Annotated in this window: 19 protein-coding genes; 14 read left to right on the forward strand and 5 right to left on the reverse strand. The window is 75.9% G+C overall.

The features are described from left to right. The first annotated feature begins 19 nt into the window (after positions 1–19). The 8 genes from F8274_RS03350 (at position 20) to F8274_RS03385 (ending at position 7,615) form a co-directional block, all read left to right on the forward strand. Positions 20–994, forward strand: coding sequence for a glycosyltransferase (locus tag F8274_RS03350; protein WP_151460782.1), 975 nt, complete (start codon positions 20–22; stop codon positions 992–994). Beyond that, a complete protein-coding gene (locus F8274_RS03355; RefSeq protein WP_151460783.1) occupies positions 979–2,196 on the forward strand; it encodes a glycosyltransferase in 1,218 nt (405 codons plus the stop codon). The genes F8274_RS03350 and F8274_RS03355 overlap by 16 nt, the downstream gene beginning before the upstream one ends. Continuing rightward, positions 2,196–2,933: an SIS domain-containing protein gene (locus F8274_RS03360; RefSeq protein WP_151460784.1), complete on the forward strand. Its 738-nt coding sequence runs from the start codon at positions 2,196–2,198 to the stop codon at positions 2,931–2,933. Before F8274_RS03355 ends, F8274_RS03360 begins: the two co-directional genes overlap by 1 nt. Next, the gene (locus F8274_RS03365; RefSeq protein WP_151460785.1) at positions 2,930–4,336 is read left to right on the forward strand and encodes a PfkB family carbohydrate kinase; all 1,407 of its coding nucleotides are present in this window, start codon (positions 2,930–2,932) and stop codon (positions 4,334–4,336) included. The genes F8274_RS03360 and F8274_RS03365 overlap by 4 nt, the downstream gene beginning before the upstream one ends. After that, positions 4,333–5,028 carry an SDR family oxidoreductase gene (locus tag F8274_RS03370; RefSeq protein ID WP_151460786.1) on the forward strand — a complete coding sequence of 232 codons (696 nt, stop codon included), beginning with the start codon at positions 4,333–4,335 and terminating at the stop codon, positions 5,026–5,028. Before F8274_RS03365 ends, F8274_RS03370 begins: the two co-directional genes overlap by 4 nt. Further along, positions 5,025–6,017 (forward strand): glycosyltransferase family 9 protein, encoded by a 993-nt coding sequence (locus F8274_RS03375; RefSeq protein WP_151460787.1) that lies wholly within the window; start codon positions 5,025–5,027, stop codon positions 6,015–6,017. Before F8274_RS03370 ends, F8274_RS03375 begins: the two co-directional genes overlap by 4 nt. A 22-nt stretch (positions 6,018–6,039) precedes the next feature. Next, positions 6,040–6,894: an alpha/beta fold hydrolase gene (locus tag F8274_RS03380; RefSeq protein WP_151460788.1), complete on the forward strand. Its 855-nt coding sequence runs from the start codon at positions 6,040–6,042 to the stop codon at positions 6,892–6,894. 91 nt (positions 6,895–6,985) lie between these two features. Further along, positions 6,986–7,615: a hypothetical protein gene (locus F8274_RS03385; RefSeq protein ID WP_151460789.1), complete on the forward strand. Its 630-nt coding sequence runs from the start codon at positions 6,986–6,988 to the stop codon at positions 7,613–7,615. Positions 7,616–7,666: 51 nt separating this feature from the next. Here F8274_RS03385 and F8274_RS03390 read toward each other — a convergent pair whose 3' ends face one another. Together F8274_RS03390 and F8274_RS03395 are read right to left on the reverse strand one after the other, a co-directional pair. Next, positions 7,667–7,873, reverse strand: coding sequence for a GTPase activator (locus F8274_RS03390; protein ID WP_225853582.1), 207 nt, complete (start codon positions 7,871–7,873; stop codon positions 7,667–7,669). A 59-nt stretch (positions 7,874–7,932) separates the two neighbouring features. Beyond that, positions 7,933–8,823 (reverse strand): DUF72 domain-containing protein, encoded by an 891-nt coding sequence (locus F8274_RS03395; RefSeq protein ID WP_151460790.1) that lies wholly within the window; start codon positions 8,821–8,823, stop codon positions 7,933–7,935. Positions 8,824–8,941: 118 nt separating this feature from the next. Here F8274_RS03395 and F8274_RS03400 point away from each other — a divergent pair, with 118 nt between their 5' ends. From F8274_RS03400 to F8274_RS03410, 3 genes are all read left to right on the forward strand, one after another. Continuing rightward, positions 8,942–9,448 (forward strand): DinB family protein, encoded by a 507-nt coding sequence (locus F8274_RS03400; RefSeq protein WP_151460791.1) that lies wholly within the window; start codon positions 8,942–8,944, stop codon positions 9,446–9,448. A 94-nt stretch (positions 9,449–9,542) separates the two neighbouring features. Beyond that, positions 9,543–10,373 (forward strand): hypothetical protein, encoded by an 831-nt coding sequence (locus tag F8274_RS03405; RefSeq protein ID WP_151460792.1) that lies wholly within the window; start codon positions 9,543–9,545, stop codon positions 10,371–10,373. 65 nt (positions 10,374–10,438) lie between these two features. Then, entirely contained in the window at positions 10,439–11,137 is a 699-nt protein-coding gene (locus F8274_RS03410) for a Pr6Pr family membrane protein (RefSeq protein ID WP_192579687.1), read from the forward strand. 25 nt (positions 11,138–11,162) lie between these two features. Here the strand turns inward: F8274_RS03410 and F8274_RS03415 are convergent, their stop codons facing one another. Then, on the reverse strand, positions 11,163–13,247 hold the full coding sequence (locus tag F8274_RS03415) for a glycogen debranching N-terminal domain-containing protein (RefSeq protein WP_151460793.1): 2,085 nt from the start codon (positions 13,245–13,247) through the stop codon (positions 11,163–11,165). Next, a complete protein-coding gene (locus tag F8274_RS03420) occupies positions 13,244–13,624 on the reverse strand; it encodes an SCP2 sterol-binding domain-containing protein (protein ID WP_151460794.1) in 381 nt (126 codons plus the stop codon). Before F8274_RS03420 ends, F8274_RS03415 begins: the two co-directional genes overlap by 4 nt. Before the next feature lie 154 nt (positions 13,625–13,778). On the opposite strand from F8274_RS03420, the gene F8274_RS03425 reads away from it, so the two are divergent. Further along, a complete protein-coding gene (locus F8274_RS03425; protein ID WP_225853583.1) occupies positions 13,779–14,753 on the forward strand; it encodes a glycoside hydrolase family 88 protein in 975 nt (324 codons plus the stop codon). On the opposite strand, the gene F8274_RS03430 is transcribed toward F8274_RS03425, so the two are convergent. Then, entirely contained in the window at positions 14,737–15,246 is a 510-nt protein-coding gene (locus F8274_RS03430; RefSeq protein ID WP_151460796.1) for a DinB family protein, read from the reverse strand. The two genes, F8274_RS03425 and F8274_RS03430, sit on opposite strands and share 17 nt — an antisense overlap. 87 nt (positions 15,247–15,333) lie before the next feature. Between F8274_RS03430 and F8274_RS03435 the strand changes: the two genes are divergently transcribed. Both F8274_RS03435 and F8274_RS03440 read left to right on the forward strand, forming a co-directional pair. Further along, positions 15,334–15,849, forward strand: a complete 516-nt coding sequence (locus tag F8274_RS03435; protein WP_151460797.1) for a 2'-5' RNA ligase family protein — start codon at positions 15,334–15,336, stop codon at positions 15,847–15,849. 164 nt (positions 15,850–16,013) lie between these two features. Beyond that, on the forward strand, positions 16,014–17,117 hold the full coding sequence (locus F8274_RS03440) for a hypothetical protein (protein WP_151460798.1): 1,104 nt from the start codon (positions 16,014–16,016) through the stop codon (positions 17,115–17,117). Positions 17,118–17,192: the final 75 nt, after the last annotated feature.

Consider the following 17,192-nt stretch of genomic DNA (forward strand, 5'->3'; position numbering starts at 1 on the left):
GTCGCCGACGAGGAGAGAGATGAAGGTTCTGCTGTGGCACGTGCACGGCTCCTGGACGACGTCGTTCGTGCACGGGAGACACCGGTACCTGGTACCGGTCACGCCCGACCGCGGCCCGTACGGGCTGGGCCGGGCGCGGACCTACCCCTGGCCGGACAGCGCCGTCGAGGTGACCCCGGAGGAGCTGGGGCGGGCCGAGGTCGACCTGGTGATCCTGCAACGGCCCGAGGAGCTGGAGCTGGCCGAACGGTGGCTGGGCCGCTGGCCCGGCCGGGACGTGCCGGCCGTCTACGTGGAGCACAACACCCCGAAGGGCGACGTGCCGAACACCCGCCACCCGATGGCCGACCGGGACGACCTGCTGCTCACCCACGTGACCCACTTCAACGAGCTGTTCTGGGACACCGGCGGCACCCGCACGGCGGTCGTCGAGCACGGCATCGTGCCGCCGGCCGTCGAGTGGACCGGCGAGCTGGACCGCCTCGCCGTGGTCACCAACGAGCCGGTCCGCCGCTGGCGGGTCACCGGCACCGACCTGATGCCGCGCTTCACCGCGGTCGCCCCGCTGGACGTCTTCGGCATGGGGGTGGCCGGGCTGCCCGACCGGCTCGGGCTGCCGGCGGACCGACTGGCCATCCACGACGACCTGCCGCAGGACCGGATGCACGCCGAGGTGGCGAAGCGGCGGGCGTACCTGCACCTGTGCCGCTGGACGTCGCTCGGGCTGAGCCTCGTCGAGGCCATGACCATCGGCATGCCGGTGGTCGCGCTGGCCACCACCGAGGCCGTGGACGCCGTGCCACCCGACGCGGGGGTGCTCTCCACCCGCGTCGACACGCTCGTCGAGGCGGCCCGCTGGCTGGCCGAGGACCGCGACGCCGCGTACCGGCTGGGGGCGCGGGCACGCGAGGTGACGAAGGAACGCTTCGGGCTCGACCGGTTCCTCGCCGACTGGGACCGGATCATGGAGGAGGAGACATGCGCATCGCGATGATTTCGGAGCACGCCAGCCCCCTCGCCGCCCTGGGCGAGGAGGACGCCGGCGGTCAGAACACCCACGTGGCCGAACTCGCGGCCGCGCTCGTCGGCGAGGGGCACGACGTCCGCGTCTACACCCGTCGGGACTCGGCCGCCCTGCCCGAGGTCGTGTCCACCCCGGACGGCTACCAGGTGTGCCACGTGCCGGCCGGCCCGGCGCAGCGCGTGCCGAAGGACGAGCTGCTGCCGTACATGGGCGAGTTCGGCAGCTGGCTCGCGGACTCGTGGCGGCGCGGCGGCTGGCTCCCGGACGTGGCGCACGCGCACTTCTGGATGAGCGGCCTGGCCACCGTGCACGCCGGCCGGCGGACCGGGGTGCCGACGGTGCTCACGTACCACGCGCTCGGCACGGTCAAGCGTCGGCACCAGGGCGCGCGGGACACCAGTCCACCAGGGCGGATCGGCTACGAGCGGGCACTCGGCCGGGCCGTGGACCGGGTCGTCGTGCAGTGCGAGGACGAGGTCGCCGAGCTGGTGCGGATGGGCGTGCCCCGCTCCCGGATGGCACTGGTCCCGTCCGGCGTCAACCAGGCCGTGTTCCGCCCGGACGGCCCGGTCGCCCCCCGCGACCCCGCCCGCCCCCGCATCCTCACCGTCGGCCGGATGGTGGAGCGGAAGGGTTTCCTGGACGTGGTGCGGGCGCTGCCCGCGGTGCCGGACGCCGAGTGCGTGGTGGTCGGCGGCCCGCCGGCCGACCTGCTCCCCGCCGACGCGTTCGCCCGGCGGCTGTCCGCGCTGGCCGAGTCGTGCGGTGTGGCCGACCGGGTGAAGCTGGTCGGCGCGGTGCCGCGCGAGGAGATGCCGACCTGGTACCGCTCGGCGGACGTCCTGGTCGCGGCCCCCTGGTACGAGCCGTTCGGGCTCACCCCCCTGGAGGGGATGGCCTGCGGCGTGCCGGTGATCGGCACCAACGTGGGCGGCATCGCGGACAGCGTCGTGGACGGGCTCACCGGCGACCTCGTGCCGCCGCGCGACCCCCGCGCGCTCGGCACCGCGTTGCGCCGGCTCCTCACCGACCGGGTCCGCCGGTTCGCGTACGCCACGGCCGCGCTGGACCGGATCCGCAGCCGGTACTCCTGGAAGCGCTGCGCCGAACAGCTCGGCGCCGTCTACGCCGCGCTGACGACGGTGTCCCGGCCGGCGCCGGCGGTGGCCTGATGACCCGCCACGACACCCTCGACGCCCACCTCTCCGGGCTGGCCGCGGCGCTGCTGCCGTACCGGCGGGAGGCCGAGCGGCTGGCGGGCTGGGGCACCGAGCTGGCCTGGACACTGGCCCGGGGCGGACGGCTGCTGGTGGCCGGCAACGGCGGCAGCGCCGCCGAGGCCCAACACCTCACCGCCGAACTCGTCGGCAAACTCCGCGACGACCGCGAACCCCTGTCCGCCATCGCCCTGCACGCCGAAACCTCCGCCCTCACCGCCATCGGCAACGACTACGGCTACGACGAGATCTTCGCCCGCCAGGTCCGCGCCCACGGCCGACCCGACGACATCCTCCTGCTCCTGTCCACCAGCGGCACCAGCACCAACCTCCTCACCGCCGCCCGCGCCGCACACCACACCGGCCTCCGCTGCTGGGCCTTCACCGGCCCCACCCCCAACCCCCTCGCCGACGAGTGCCACGACGTGCTCGCCGTGCCGTCCCCGGACAGCCAGGTGGTGCAGGAGCTGCACCTGGTGTCCACCCACGTCCTCTGCGAGTACGTCGACCAGGCGCTGCCGCTGATCCGGCAGCTGCCGAGCGCGTCCGTCCCCGCGCCGCGGGCGGGCACCTTCGCCCGCTGGGCACCGCCACCCGTCGCCACCGGAGGCGGCCGGGACGGCGGGAACGGCCACAACGGACACTCCGCCCACGGGCACGGCTTCGCCGGCACGGGGTCGGTGGGGTCGTGACCCGCCCGCTGGTCGTGGTCGGTGACGCGCTGTTGGACCGGGACGTCACCGGCGTGGTCGGCCGGGTCGCCCCGGACGCGCCGGTGCCGGTGCTCGACGAACGGTTCGCCGCGGAGCGACCGGGCGGGGCGGGGCTGGCCGCGCTGCTCGCCGCCGCGCAGGAGACCGAGGTCGCGCTGGTGACCGGGCTGGCCGACGACGCCGGCGGAGCCCGGCTGGCGCACCTGGTGACCGAGGCGGGCGTCGAGCTCTACCCGATCCGGCTGCCCGGCGCCACCGCCGAGAAGATCCGGCTCCGGGCCGGCGGGCAGACCCTCCTGCGGTTGGACCGGGGAGGTGACCCCCAGCCGCCGGGCGAGCCGCCGGAGGCGGTGCTGGAGCTGCTGTCCCGGGCCCGGGCCATCCTGGTGAGTGACTACGGTCGCGGGCTGGTCCGGCAGCCGGCGCTGCGCGCCGCGCTGGCGGCCGCCGCCGCCCCGGTGGTCTGGGACCCGCACCCGCGCGGCCCCGCCGCGGTGCCCGGGGCCCGGCTGGCCACCCCGAACCTGGCCGAGCTGCGGCAGCTCACCGGCGACGCCGGGGCGGGTTCGGTGCTCTCCACGGCCACCCGGGCCGGGCAGGAGCTGCGCCGCCGGTGGCGGGTCGGCGCGGTCGCGGTGACCGCGGGGCCGGACGGGGCGGTGCTCTGCCACTCCGGCACCGCGCCGCTCGTCGTGCCTCCGCCGTCCACGGTGGCGCACGTCGAGGACACCTGCGGCGCCGGGGACCGGTTCGCCGCCACCGCCGCGCTGGCGCTGGCCGACGGCGCGTCGGTCGCCGAGGCGGTGCAGGCGGCGGTCGGGGCCGCGTCCGCGTACGTGGCGGCCGGCGGGGCGGCCGGCCTGCACCGGGCGCCGGAGCAGCCCCGGGCCACCGGCGGCACCGCCGAGGAACTCGTCGCGACGGTACGCGCCGAGGGCGGCACGGTGGTCGCCACCGGCGGCTGCTTCGACATCCTGCACGCCGGTCACCTGGCCACCCTCCAGGCGGCCCGCCGCCTCGGCGACTGCCTCGTGGTCTGCCTCAATTCCGACCGGAGCGTGCGGGGGCTCAAGGGGCCCGAGCGCCCGGTCAACCCGGAACCCGACCGGGCCCGGCTGCTGGCCGCCCTGGACTGTGTCGACGCGGTGGTGGTCTTCGACGAGCCCACCCCGCACCAGGTGCTCGCCCGGCTGCGCCCGGACGTGTGGGTCAAGGGCGGCGACTACGCCGGTGACGGCGCGCCCGAGCTGCCCGAGGCGGAGCTGGTACGCCGCTGGGGCGGGCGGGTCGTCACCGTGCCCTTCCTGACCGGGCGGTCCACCACCGGCACCATCTCGGCCGCGCGCCAGCGCGGTCTCCACCTCGTCAAAGGAGTGGTATGAGCAGGGACCTGAATGGACGGGCCGTCCTCGTGACCGGCGGGTCGAGCGGCCTCGGCGCGGCGGTGGTGGCGGCCGTGGCCAAGGCCGGCGGCCGGCCGTACGTGCTGGACCGGCAGGCGCCGGCCGACGGGGTGCCCTGGGTCGAGTGCGACCTGGCCGACACCCGGGCCGCCGAGGCGGCCACCCGGCGGATCGCCGAGCAGGCCGGGGACCTCGACGGCGTGGTGACCGCCGCCGGCATGGACGTGCCGGGCCGGCTGGCCGACGTCGACGGCGCGACCTGGGACCGGATCGTGACGATCAACCTGCTCGGCACCGCCGCGGTGATCCGGGCCGCGCTGCCGCACCTGGAGCGGGCGCACGGCACGGTGGTGACCGTGGCGTCCACGCTGGGCGTCAAGGCGGTCAGCGACGCGACCGCGTACTGCGCGGCGAAGTTCGGGGTGGTCGGCTTCACCCGGGCGCTCGCCGCCGAGCTGGCCGGCACGGTGGGCGTCACGCTGCTGATCCCGGGTGGGATGCGGACGGCGTTCTTCGACGAGCGGGACGAGCGGTACAAGCCCGGGCCGGACGCGATCCTCAACGACCCGGCCGACACCGCCGAGGCGGTCCTGTTCGCGCTGGCCCAGCCGCCCGGCTGCGCCGTACGCGAGCTGGTGGTCTGCGCCGAGCAGGAGTCGTCGTACCCGTGATCCTCGTGCTCCGGGCGCTCGGCGTCGGCGACCTCGCGACCGGGGTGCCGGCGCTTCGCGCGTTGCGTGCGGCGTACCCCGGCACCGAGCTGGCGCTGGTCGCGCCCCGCTGGCTGACCCCGCTGGTCGAGCTGGTCGGTGGCGTGGACCGGCAGGTCGTGGCGGACGGGCTGGGCCACCTCGGGTGGTCCGGCCCGCCGCCGGCCGTGGCGGTGAACCTGCACGGGCGGGGGCCGCAGTCGCACCGGATGCTGGCCGGGGTCCGGCCGCGGCGGCTGCTGGCCTTCGCCAACGCCGAGGCGGGGTGGCACGACGGTCCGCCGTGGCGGGCCGAGGAGCACGAGGTGGACCGGTGGTGCCGGCTGCTGGGCTGGTACGGCATCCCCGCCGACCGCACGGACCTGGCGCTGTGCCGCCCCGGGCCGGGCGGGCTGCCGACCGGCGTGACGATCGTGCACCCGGGGGCCAAGGCGAGGCAGCGGCGCTGGCCGCCGGAACGCTTCGCGGCGGTGGCCCGGGAGCTGGCCGGACGGGGCCACCGGGTGGTGGTCACCGGCGGTCCCGGCGAGCGGGACCTCGCCGCCGGCGTGGCCCGCCGGGCCGGGTTGCCGGCCGACGCGGTGCTGGCCGGCGCAACGGATGTCGGTGAGCTGGCCGCCCTGGTCGCCCACGCCCGCCTGGTGCTGTGCGGGGACACCGGGGTCGGTCACCTGGCCACCGCCTACGCCACCCCGTCGGTGCTGCTGTTCGGTCCGGTGCCGCCGGCGGAGTGGGGGCCGCCGCCGGACCGGCCGTGGCACGAGGCGCTCTGGGCCGGGCCGTGCCCGGCCGGTGACGGCCGGGCCGTGCACCCGGCGCTGGCCGGGCTGGACGTGCCGGCGGTGCTGGCCGCCGTGGACCGGGTGACCGCGGCCGCCCGGTCGGGGCCGGTGGCCGGGCGGCGGATACCGGCGCAGGCGGCCCGCCGACCCCTTGCTACCCGCCGGTAGCCTCCGGCCGTAGGCTGAGCCGGTGAGCGGGGAGTACACGCAGGAGTTCGTGGACGTCGACGGGGCGCGGATCGGCGTCCAGGTCTACCCGGAGCCGGACGGGCCGCCCGGCGCGCCCGTCGTGGTGATCTGGCCCGCCATGGGTGTCCGCGCCCGCTACTACCGGCCGTTCGCCGCCGCGCTGCGCGACGCCGGCCTGGCCGTCGTCGTGGCCGACCTGCGCGGCACCGGCGAGAGCACCCCGGCCCCCGCCCGAACCTGCCGGTACGGCTATGCCGAGCTGGCCACCGACGTCGGCGCGGTGCTCGACGCGCTCAAGCCCCGGCTGGACGGCCGGACCCGGCTGCTGCTCGGGCACTCGCTCGGCGGGCAGGTCGCGGTGCTGCACCAGGCGCTGCACGACGCCGACCGGGTGGACGGGCTGGCCCTGGTGGCGGTGGGCGTCCCGTGGTGGCGCGGGTACCCGGGGCTGCGCGGCTGGGGTGTGCTCCCGTACACCCAGGGCATCGCGGCGGTCGCCCGGCTGCTCGGCGTCTGGCCCGGCTGGGGGTTCGGCGGCCGGCAGGCGCGCGGGGTGATCCGGGACTGGGCGTACACCGCGCGGACCGGGCGCTTCCCGGTGCTGGACGGGGTCGACGCCGAGGCGGCCGTCCGGCGGGTCCGCACCCCGGTGCTCGCGGTCAGCGTCGACGACGACCAGTACACGCCGCACGAGACGATGGACCACCTCTGCGGCAAGCTCACCGCCGCCCCGGTGACGCGGCACCGCTACACCGTCGCCGAGGCGGGCGCCCCGCTGGACCACTTCACCTGGGTGCGCGCCGCCGCCCCGCTGGCCGCCCGGATCGCCGCGTTCGCCACCGCGCTGCCCCGCTGACCCGGCCGGGCCGCCGTGCCCGGAAAACGGGTGCGTAGCCGCGCGAAAGGTGGGTAAGCCGCACCGCCCGAACACGGCGGAGGGGGATCAGATGTCCGAACGGCACACCGCGTTGCGCTCGATGCACGACCTGGGTCTGGCGGCCTGGTTCGGCGGCTCACTGATGGGGGCGCTCGGCGTCAACGGCGCGGCGGCGAAGATCGACGATTCAACCCAACGGCTGCCGGTCGCCTCGGCCGGCTGGGCGCGCTGGACCCCGGTCAACGCGGCCGCGATCGGCGCGCACCTGGCTGGCGCGGTCGGCGAGCTGGTGACCGAGAGCCCACGGGTGGCCAGCCAGTCCGGAGTGGCCAAGATGAGCACCGTGAAGACCGCGCTGACCGTGGGCGCGCTGGCGGTGACCGGTTACAGCCGGCTGCTCGGCATGCGGCTGCAGAAGGCGGGCGGGCCGCCCGTCGAGGGGGCCACCGAGCCGAACTACCAGACGCCCGCGAACGTCGCCTCCTCCCAGCGGCAGATGAAGCTGCTCCAGTGGGCCATCCCTGCGATGACCGGCGCGCTGGTGGTGGTCTCGGCGTACATGGGTGAGCAGCAGAAGCCCGGACAGGTGTTCCGGGGCCTGCTCAATCGGGCCGGCGGACTGGCGAGCGCCCCGATGGCGATCGGCAAGATGGCCGGGATGGGCGCGACCAAGCGACCGATGGCCATGGCCGGCAGGTGATCCGCGGATGACCGACGCCCGGGGCGGTCGCCCCGGGCGTCGACCATCCGGTCAGGAACCGGTGCCGTCCTCTTCCCCCGGCCGGCCCAGCGCCGACGGCTCGTTCTCCGGCACGGGCGGCTCGGCCACCGGGTGCCCGGTGTCGTCCACCAGGCCGGGGGCCATGCTGCCGCCGTGCGCCTCCTCGGCCTCCCGGGTCGCCCGGGGATCCCGGCCGTCCCGGGCCAGGCCGCCGGGCTCGTCCCGTCGCTCGTCCACGCGTCCCCCTCGCTGTCGGTCCTCGCAGCGCCGGTACCCGGGGCGTGCCGGCGGAAACCTCAGGCGGGGGTGGCGGCGGGCGCGACTCCGAGCAGCCCGGCCAGCCGGGCGGCGTCGCGCTGGGCCTGGTCGCCGCAGCAGTTGTTGAGCAGGACGTGCAGCTCGGCGCACTGGTCGGCGAGGTCGCGCAGCAGCACGGACCAGCGCCGCAGTTCCTCGTCGCCGTAGGCGTAGCGGAACTTCTCCTGCTTGTCGCCGCTCTCCCAGGCCGTGCTGTGCCCGTGGAACCGGACCACGGCCAGGTCGGCGGTGGCCACGAGGATCGGCGGCACCGAGGAGACGTGCCCCTGGGGCATGTCCACGCAGACGTAGCCCAGGCCGTGCTCCCGCAGGAAGGTCACGGTGTCGACCACGGCGTCCTCGGTGAACCAGGAGGAGTGTCGCAGCTCGACGGTCACCGGCCGGGGCCGGCATCGCCGTGCCGCCGACAGGATCCGCTGCCGGGCCGCGTCGCCGCGGGCCAGCCAGGGTGGGAACTGCAGCAGCACGGCGCCGAGCCGGTCGGCCGCCGCGAGCGGCGCCAGCGCCGCGTGGAACCGGTCCCAGAGCGCGTCGTACGCCCCGGCGGGCAGGTCCCGCCAGCGGATCCGGCTCGGGCCACCGGCCGGGCGCAGGTCCCGGGGCAGCGCGTCGACCGGGGTGTGGTGGCCGGTGAAGAGGCGGAACGCCTTGACGTCGAAGGTGAAGCCCGGCGGGGTGGCGGCCGCCCAGCCCGCGGTGGTCTCCGGCGCCGGGATCGCGTAGTACGACGTGTCCGCCTCGACCAGACCGAACCGTTCGGCGTACCAGCCGAGCCGGCCGGCCGGGGTGTTGACCGCACGGGGATACCAGCCGGAGCGGACCAGCATCTGGTCGGCCCAGGAGGACGTGCCCACCTTGATGACACCCATGTAATTCAGTGCACCGCGATCCGGACGAAACGGCAACTCGGGACGTCCGGTGTGGAGCCGGAAAGTGTCGGTGCCGGGTCGTACGGTGTCCCCCGTCCTCAAGCGAAAGGCGGGCGGCATGAGCGTCTCCGACCAGGTCCTCACCGGCGAGCGGGCCGATCTGCGCACCACTCTCCAGCGACACCGCGGCCTCCTCCGGCAGACCGTGGCGGGTCTCGACGACGAGCAGGCCGCCAGGCGCAGCACGGCCAGCGAGCTCTGCCTCGGCGGCCTGGTCAAGCACGTGACCCTCTGCGAGCACCGGTGGATGCGGTTCGCGGTGGGCGGCGCCGAGGCGATGCAGAGCGAGCCGGTCGACTGGACCGGCCAGTTCCGGATGACCGAGGGCGAGACGCTCGCCGGGCTGCTCGCCGAGTTCGACCGGGTGGCCGCCGAGACCGACGACCTGCTCGCCACGCTCGACCTCGACGCCGCGCACCCGCTGCCCACCGCGCCCTGGTTCGAGCCGGGCGCAAGCTGGTCGGTGCGCCGGGTGCTGCTGCACCTCATCGCCGAGACCGCGCAGCACGCCGGCCACGCCGACATCATCCGGGAGTCGATCGACGGGGCGAAGACCATGGGTTGACCGGCGCGCGGTGACCGACATCACCCGCCCTTCCGGTGCGGGCGGCGGGTTCCGGTGTGACGCCATGACCGGTGGCGGCGCTGAGGGACACGAGATGAACGGACACCGCATGGACCAGGAGACCGCCGAGCGTCTGCTCGTCGGCACCGTCGCCGAGGCACCGGACGGTCCGCGGGTGCTCGTCCGGTTCCTCGCCGCCGTCCGCGCCGCTCCCCGCCCGCACGAACTCACCGGCGAGGGGGCGGCCGTCCAGGCGTTCCGCGTGGCGCGGGCCGGCGGCGCGGTCCCCGTGGCGGCGTCCCGTCCCCCGCGACGGCTCCACGCCGGGCTGCTCGGCGCCAAGCTCGCCCTGGCCGCCCTGCTCGCGACCGCGACCGGCGGTGTGGCCCTGGCCGCCGTCACCGGCAACCTGCCCGGCCCGACCCGCGGCGGTGGCGGCGCCGGCCTGACGCCGTCCCCCGGCGCCGGCACCGGCGGGCCGGCCACGCCGACCGTCGACCCGAGCCGCCCGAGCACACCTGTCCCCACCCCGACACCGCCCCCCGGTCCGACCGACCGGTCGGCCAGTCCGTCCGCGCTGGCGGGGCTCTGCACCGCCTACCGGGCGAAGAACGGCGCGGACCGGGGGCGCGCCCTGGAGGCGCCGCCCTTCGCCGCCCTGGTCGCGGCCGCCGGCGGACCGGACCGGGTCCCCGGTTACTGCGACGGGCTGCTGCACGGCAAGGACGAGGCGAGCGCTGGCAGCCCGACACCGCCCACGCCGAGCGCCGACCCGACGCAACCCCCCGGCACCGGACCGACCACCCGCCTCACCGGTCGGCCCGAGCCCACCTCCAGCGCCCCGACGGCCGGTCTCGCGCCGACCACCCGGCCGGGCAAGCCGCCGGCGCGGACGCCCGCGTCGGTCCGCCCCTCCCGGCGCTGACCCCTCGCCCCGCCGGCGGGCGCTCGTCCGGCGATCGCCACCGGACGGGCTGGTAGCGTGCGCCGGTGACTCCGCGGCGTCGCCGACTGGCGATCCCCTTCCGCCTGGCCGTCGTGGTCGGCGTGGTGGCCGGCATTATGCTCACCGCGCTCGGCCCGGCCACGGTGACCGGCCTGCTGCCGTACTTCACCATCCAGAGCAACGTGGCGGTCGGCGTCTTCGCGGGCTACGCCGCCTGGCGGGCCTGGCAGGGCCGCCCGGAGCCGCCGAGCGTGCTCAAGGGCGCCGTGACCCTCTACATCGCCATCACCGGCACCGTCTACCACCTGGTGCTGGCAAACCCGGCCAGCCCGTTCGCGATGGTCCAGCCGCACCGCGGGCCGGGCGAGTGGTGGGGCAACCAGTTCCTGCACACCGTGGTGCCGCTGCTGGCCGTCGCCGACTGGGCGCTGTTCGACCGGCGTGGCCGGCTGCGCCCCCGGTACGCCGCGTGGTGGCTGGCATTCCCGGTCGGGTACCTCGGTTTCGCCCTGGTGCGGGGCCTGGTCGTGCACCGCTACCCGTACCCGTTCCTCGACGTCGCCCAGCTCGGCTACGGCGGCGTGGGGCTCAGCGCGCTCTTCTTCGCCGTCGCGTTCTGGCTGCTCGGCCTCCTCTTCGTGGGCGTCGACCGGGGGCTGGCCGGGCGGGTCCGCGGCGTGCCGGCCGAGCCGGCCCCGGCGCCGGCCGTCGCACCGGAGGAGAGCGCGGCCGGGCCCCGCTGACCGGCGGCGACGGAGCGGTCGCCGGTCACCCGGCGCCGAGCCGCTGGCCGATCGCGCCGCCGACCCGGACCCGCCGTGCGGTGGTGCGGTCGCGGCCGTAGGCGTCGGCCCGCCCCCAGCGCCCCGGCACGTCCAGCAGCTCGATCCGGCCGTAGCCGTCGGGGACGTACGGATTCACCAGCAGGTTCTCCCCGCACGGGCGCAGCCCCAGCATGGTGCCGAGCAGCATCAGCAGGCCGCCGGAGGCCCACGACTGCGGCCGGCCGGCCACCGGCAGCTGGACCGGGTACTTGGTGACCTCGCGCGGGTAGCCGGCGATCACCTCCGGAACCGAGCCGCCGAGCGTCTCCACCGCGGCGAACATGCCGGCCGCGACCTGGGCCGCCTCGGCGTCGTACCCGTAGCGGCGCAGGCCCGCCGCGACGAGCGCGTTGTCCGACGGCCAGACCGCGCCGAGGTGCGCCCCGACCGGGTTGTACGGCCGCTGCCCCGTGGCGTAGGTGCGCACCCCCCAGCCGGAGAACAGTTCGGGGCCGCACAGGTGCGCGGCCAGCGCGTCGGCCCGCTCCGGCTCGACGATGCCACTCCAGAGCAGGAGCCCGAGATTGGAGGTGAGCGCGTCGACCGGCTCCCCGTCCGGGGTCAGGGCCAGCGCGTAGTAGCCCCGGTGCGGCAGCCAGAAGTCCCGGTTGAACCGCTCGCGCAGCCGTGCGGCCTCGGCCTCCAGCCGGTCGGCGTAACCGGGGTCGCCCCAGAACTCCCGGGCCAGCCGGGCGCCGCGGATCTTCGCGTCGTAGGCGTACCCCTGCAGCTCGCAGGTCGCCCGCGGGTACGGCGGCGGGACGGCGTCCCGGTCGACGATGGCCTCCGGCGAGTTGCGCCAGGTCTGGTTGGCCACCCCGTTGACCGTGTTGCGCGGCTGGTAGCGGACGTAGCCGTCGCCGCACGCGTCGCCGTACTCGTCGAGCCAGTCCAGCGCCATCCGGGCCGGGTGACGCAGTTGCCGGACCAGGTCGGCGTCGCCGGACCAGCGCTCGTACTCGTCGAGCAGGATCACGAACAGCGGCGTGGTGTCGGCCGCGCCGTAGTACGCCCCGGTGGGCTGCTCGTCGAAGGCGGCCGACTCGCCGTACCGCAGCTCGGCCAGGATCTTCCCGGGCTCCTCGTCGTGGTGGTCGTCGAGCTGCCCGCCCTGGAGCAGGGCGAGCAGGCGCAACGTCGCCGGGGTGAGCTCCGGGGTGAACGGCAGCGTCTCCAGGCAGGTGACGAGGGCGTCCCGGCCGTAGACCGCCATGGCCCAGGGCAGCCCACCCACCGGCACCCGATCGGTGTACGACAGCGGCTGGTACCGCAACGAGGCCAGGTCGGTCAGCGCCTGTTCGTACGCCGTCGTCAGCGCCTCCCGCTCGGCGACGAGCTGCGGCGCGTGGTCGAACCAGCGGGCCAGGTCCTCGCGCATGTCCTGGCGGATGTGCCGGCGGTGGGCCTCGAGGCTGGACCGCAGGTCCCGCCCCCCGGCGCCGTGAATGATCATGCCGATGTGCAGGTCGGTGTGCCAGGCGCCGTTCGGGGCGACGCGGATCCGGAAGGTCATGCCCCGCTGGTCGACCTCCACGGGCGCGGTGCTGGAGACGACGGTCTCCCGGCCGAACCGGTCCCGCTCGTAGCAGATCCTCAGCTGTCGCTGGTCCGCGTCGGCGACGACCACCGGCCGGCGCGGCCCGGGCCGGAGGATCTCGGCGGTGTCGGCGAAGTCGCTGCCGATCTCCATCCGCACGGTGAACTCGGCGGGCTCGGCGGAATGGTTGAACACGGTGAGCCGCTCGTTGAAGCTGTCGTCGATGGACCGGTGCCGGAGCACCGAGACGTCGGCGTCCACGTAGTGGCTGGCGGCGCCCGGAACCAGCACGAACCGGGTCTCGAAGTAGGCCAGCTCGTCCCGGGACAGCGCGTTCAGCCGTTCCCCGTCGACGGTGAGCACCCAGCGGGACAGGAAGCGGGTGTCGAACGAGAACAGCCCGATCGGGGCGTACGGCTCGATCTCCATGTCGCCCTGCGCGTCGCTGAGCGCGAAGGTGTTGCCGGCGAGGACGGCCACCAGTTCCTTCATCGCGTCCCCACCCGGGCGCAGCCCACCTCGCGGGGGTGCCGGGCGTCGGGCGGGCCCGGGAAGAGCCGGCGCAGCGACGGCAGCAGCCGCAGGTCGCCCTGCACGGTGAAGTCGTTGCGCAGCAGCTCCGCAATCATGTGCAGCCGGCCGGCGGCGACCCGGTCGAACACCTCCCGGTCGGCGCGGACCACCAGGTCGGCCTCCTCCGCCAGGCGGGCCACCCGGACCTCCTGCTGGTCGATCGTCAGATACCAGTGTTCGGTCCGCGCCCCCTCGCGCAGGTCCAGCCGGATCGTGCCGCCGGTGGTCTCCGGCAGTTCGGGGTGCCGGCCGGCGACCTGCCGGGCCAGGTACTCCTCCGCCGCCGAGGCGCTCATGGGTCCCTCCCCGTGTCGTCGTTCACGGCCGGTCGCCGGGCGGCTTCGCCCCGCTCCGGCAGGGTCCCCACCGGTCGGGTGAGCTCAACTCACCCCGTCGGGGTGAGTTGGGCGGTGCGCCGCGGCGGAAGTCGGGTACTGCGGAGGAATGGGGATGACCGGGGACACCACGACGGACCGGGTGCTCGCCGCGCTGCTGGCCATGCAGCGCCAGTCCTGGGAGCAGGGGGTGACCGGGCACGCCCTGCTCGACCTCGGGCTCGGCGAGCTGGCCCTGCTGGTCGCCGACGCGGCGGTGACCCGGCAGCACCCGGACGGGCGGCTCGGCGACGTGTCCGGCGAGGCCGGCGCTGTCAACGGCGCGGCCTGCGGCGAGGCGGTCCGCCACGCGGCCACGACCGACGGGGACCCCCGCTACGCCGCCGCCCTGGACGCGCAGCTCGACTGGCTGGTCGCCCGGGCGCCCCGGGCCGCCGACGGCACCCTGTTCCACCTGCTCGACAGTCGCCAGGTGTGGGCGGACACGGTCTACATGGTGGTGCCGCTGCTCGCGCTGGCCGGCCGGACGGACCTGGCGGCCGCGCAGGTCGAGGGGCACCGCCGGCGGTTGTTCGACCCGCGCACCGGCCTCTACGCGGCCCGCTGGGACGAGGACCGAGGCGAGCTGGACCAGCCGCGACCCTGGGGCACCGGCAACGGCTGGGTGGTGGCCGGGATCGCCCGGGCGCTGCGCCTCGCGCCGGACTGGCCGGCGGGGTCCCGCACCGAGCTGGCCGGGCACGCCCGCACGGTGCTGGACGCCTGCCTGGCCCACCGGACCGACGACGGGCTCTTCCCCGACGTGCTCGACGACCCCGGCTCGTTCCGGGAGGCGAACACCGCGCAGCTCCTCGCGTACGCGGCGCTGACCGGGGTGGCCGACGGCTGGCTGCCGGCGCCCTGGCTGGCCACCGGCGCGGAGCTGCTGGCCGCCGCCGGCCGGCGGGTCGACCGCCACGGTCGGGTCACCGGGGTGAGCGGCGCGCCGGACTTCACGGCGCCGGGCACCTCCCCCGAGGCGCAGGCGTTCCACCTGCTCGGGCACGCCGCGCTGCGCGGCGCCCGCGCGGCCGTCAGCCCCGCTGGATGAGCCCGCGCACGTAGGCGGCCTGGCCGACGTGCTGGAGGTCGTCGTCCAGCACGCTCACCAGCCGCACCCCGAGCGTGACGGGCGGGTCCCAGTTCTCGTCGACCACCCGGTCCAGGTCGGCCGGGCGCAGCCCGCGCAGGTACGCCCGGGTCCGGTCCACCACCGCCCGGTGGTAGTCGAGCAGCACCCCGCCGTCCTCCGGCCGCACCCGGGCGATCTGCTCGGGGCCGTGCCCGTAGCCGGTGTCGTCCGGGTCGGCGGCCAGCCCGCAGCGCCCCGCCCAGTCGCCGCCGACCCAGAGCTGCTCCTCCCCCAGCACGTCGCTGACGTGGTGGTCCTGGATGCGGGTGAGGTGCCAGACCAGCCAGCCCACCGGGTTCGCCCCGGCGGCCGGGGGCTGCCGCAACTGTTCCGGGCTCAGCCCGTCCAGCGCCCCCGCCACCAGGTCGGGCAGCCGGCCGTACGCCTCGGTCAGCAGGTCGTTCACGTCCACGGGTCCCACGCTCCTCCGCCGTCGGTGCCACCGGGGGCAGTACCGCCCAGGCCGGGCGGCAAACCTCACCCCCTTAGGGTTGATCGTGTGGTCGCGGCGCTGGAGCTGTATCTCGACACCGACGCCACTCGGCGGATCCGGGTGCTCTGGGACGCGTTGGAGGCCGAGGGCGTGCAGAGCATGAGGTCGCTGCTGGAGCAGCGGCACCGGCCGCACGTCTCGCTGGCGGTCGCGCCGCGTCTCGACCCGCACCGGGTCGCCGAGGCGCTCGCCGGGATGGTGGTGGCCGCCCCGCTGCGGCTGGAGTTCCAGCACGCCGGGCAGTTCGTCGGGCGGGTCCTCTGGCTCGGGCCGGCCCCCACGCCGGAGCTGCTGGCCCACCACGGCGCGGTGCACGAGCGGCTGACCCGCGCCGGCATCGGTCTGGTGGAGCACTACCAGCCGGGCCGCTGGGTGCCCCACTGCACGCTGTCCATGCGGGTGCCGAACGCGCTGATGGCCGCGGCGGTGCGCCGCTGCCTGGAGGTGCTCCCGGTGACCGCCACGGTGGTCGGCGCCGCCGTCACCGACCACGCCCGGGGCATCTCCCACCCGCTCGACTGACTCCCACCCCTCGCGCACGGGCACCGGGTTTTGCGCCATCTGCCGCCGCTGATGACGATGCCGCCAGACCGACGCAAGCTGGTAAAAGAGCAGGTCAAAGCCGTCCTGGCCACCCGAGGACGTGCGGCCGGAGCGCCCACGAGCACGCCTGAAGGAGTCATCCCATGGCCGCACCCGTCATCCGTTCCGTCACCGCCGATCCGACCGTCCTGCTGCCCGGTCAGTCCACCACCGTCCGCGTGGACGCCTACCATCCCGACTCGCGGCTGCTGACCCTCTCCGGCCGGGTCAGCGACCCGACGGGCGCCGCCTGGGACAGCCCGGTCCGGGTGGATCTCAGCGTGCCGCTGACCATCCAGCTCGGCAGCACCTCGCCCGGCGTCACGGTCACGCCGAACCCCACGGACCCCACCCGCTTCACCGTCACCGTGCTGGCCGGGCGGGGCACGGTCACGCTGACCGCCACGGCGCGGGACGCCGCCGGCCGGACCGGCACGGCCGCCACGACCCTGACCGTGCCGCTGCTGGTCGGGATGAGCACCGAGAAGGGGGCGCGGACCCAGCGGGCGGTGGCCGAGTACCCGGGCATCCGCTACATGCGCGACTTCGGCGCGGACGGCGGCGACGCGGACGCCCTGCCGGAGCTGCCGCCGCTGAACGCCGGCAAGTTCGTCGACGCCCCGTCGGCCGTCATGCACGTGTCGTGGAAGGACGACGTCGAACAGTTGACCGGGTGGCTGGACGGTCTGAGCCGGCCGATCTACCTGACCTGGTACCACGAGCCGATGGGCGATGTGGCGCCGGCGACGTACCGGACCACCGCCACCCGGGTGGCGCAGATCGTCGCCGCCCACCGGAACCGGCGCTGGGTCCTCGGGCACGGCCCGATCGTCACCCGCTACTGGCTGGACGAGGGGCGCGGCAACCCCACCGACTGGGGCTACCCGGGCATGACCCACTACGGCGTGGACTGCTACTCCCGCGACACCGCGACGTACTGGCCGGTGGCCCGGATGTTCGGTGTGGCGTTCGGCAAGGTGCGCGCCGCGTACCCGGGGATCCGGCTGTTGGTGCCCGAGTACGGGCTGAGCCGGACCACGGCCGACACCACCGGCGCGGGCCGGGCGCAGGCCATGCGGGACCACGTGACCTGGCTGCGGCAGCAGAACGACGTGGACGCGGTCGCCTACTGGAACAACTGGGCCGAGTACCAGCTGGGCGACCCCCCACTGGAGTCGACCGCCTGGCGGAACCTCCAGCTCGCCTGACGCCCCCGCCCGGCCCGGTGGGACCTCCGCCGGGCCGGGGTGGGCGGCGGCCGAGAGGTGACCGTACGCCGGATG

Source organism: Micromonospora sp. AMSO31t (assembly GCF_008868175.1).
GTDB lineage: Bacteria > Actinomycetota > Actinomycetes > Mycobacteriales > Micromonosporaceae > Micromonospora.

What these genes read in the sequence shown, in the direction of transcription:
- F8274_RS03415 (WP_151460793.1), bottom strand. Translation starts at nt 13,247, where the DNA reads ATGAAGGAACTGGTGGCCGTCCTCGCCGGCAACACCTTCGCGCTCAGC.
- F8274_RS03425 (WP_225853583.1), top strand. Translation starts at nt 13,779, where the DNA reads ATGACCGGGGACACCACGACGGACCGGGTGCTCGCCGCGCTGCTGGCC.
- F8274_RS03360 (WP_151460784.1), top strand. Translation starts at nt 2,196, where the DNA reads ATGACCCGCCACGACACCCTCGACGCCCACCTCTCCGGGCTGGCCGCG.
- F8274_RS03400 (WP_151460791.1), top strand. Translation starts at nt 8,942, where the DNA reads ATGAGCGTCTCCGACCAGGTCCTCACCGGCGAGCGGGCCGATCTGCGC.
- F8274_RS03370 (WP_151460786.1), top strand. Translation starts at nt 4,333, where the DNA reads ATGAGCAGGGACCTGAATGGACGGGCCGTCCTCGTGACCGGCGGGTCG.
- F8274_RS03385 (WP_151460789.1), top strand. Translation starts at nt 6,986, where the DNA reads ATGTCCGAACGGCACACCGCGTTGCGCTCGATGCACGACCTGGGTCTG.
- F8274_RS03440 (WP_151460798.1), top strand. Translation starts at nt 16,014, where the DNA reads ATGGCCGCACCCGTCATCCGTTCCGTCACCGCCGATCCGACCGTCCTG.
- F8274_RS03420 (WP_151460794.1), bottom strand. Translation starts at nt 13,624, where the DNA reads ATGAGCGCCTCGGCGGCGGAGGAGTACCTGGCCCGGCAGGTCGCCGGC.
- F8274_RS03355 (WP_151460783.1), top strand. Translation starts at nt 979, where the DNA reads ATGCGCATCGCGATGATTTCGGAGCACGCCAGCCCCCTCGCCGCCCTG.
- F8274_RS03395 (WP_151460790.1), bottom strand. Translation starts at nt 8,823, where the DNA reads ATGGGTGTCATCAAGGTGGGCACGTCCTCCTGGGCCGACCAGATGCTG.
- F8274_RS03405 (WP_151460792.1), top strand. Translation starts at nt 9,543, where the DNA reads ATGAACGGACACCGCATGGACCAGGAGACCGCCGAGCGTCTGCTCGTC.
- F8274_RS03350 (WP_151460782.1), top strand. Translation starts at nt 20, where the DNA reads ATGAAGGTTCTGCTGTGGCACGTGCACGGCTCCTGGACGACGTCGTTC.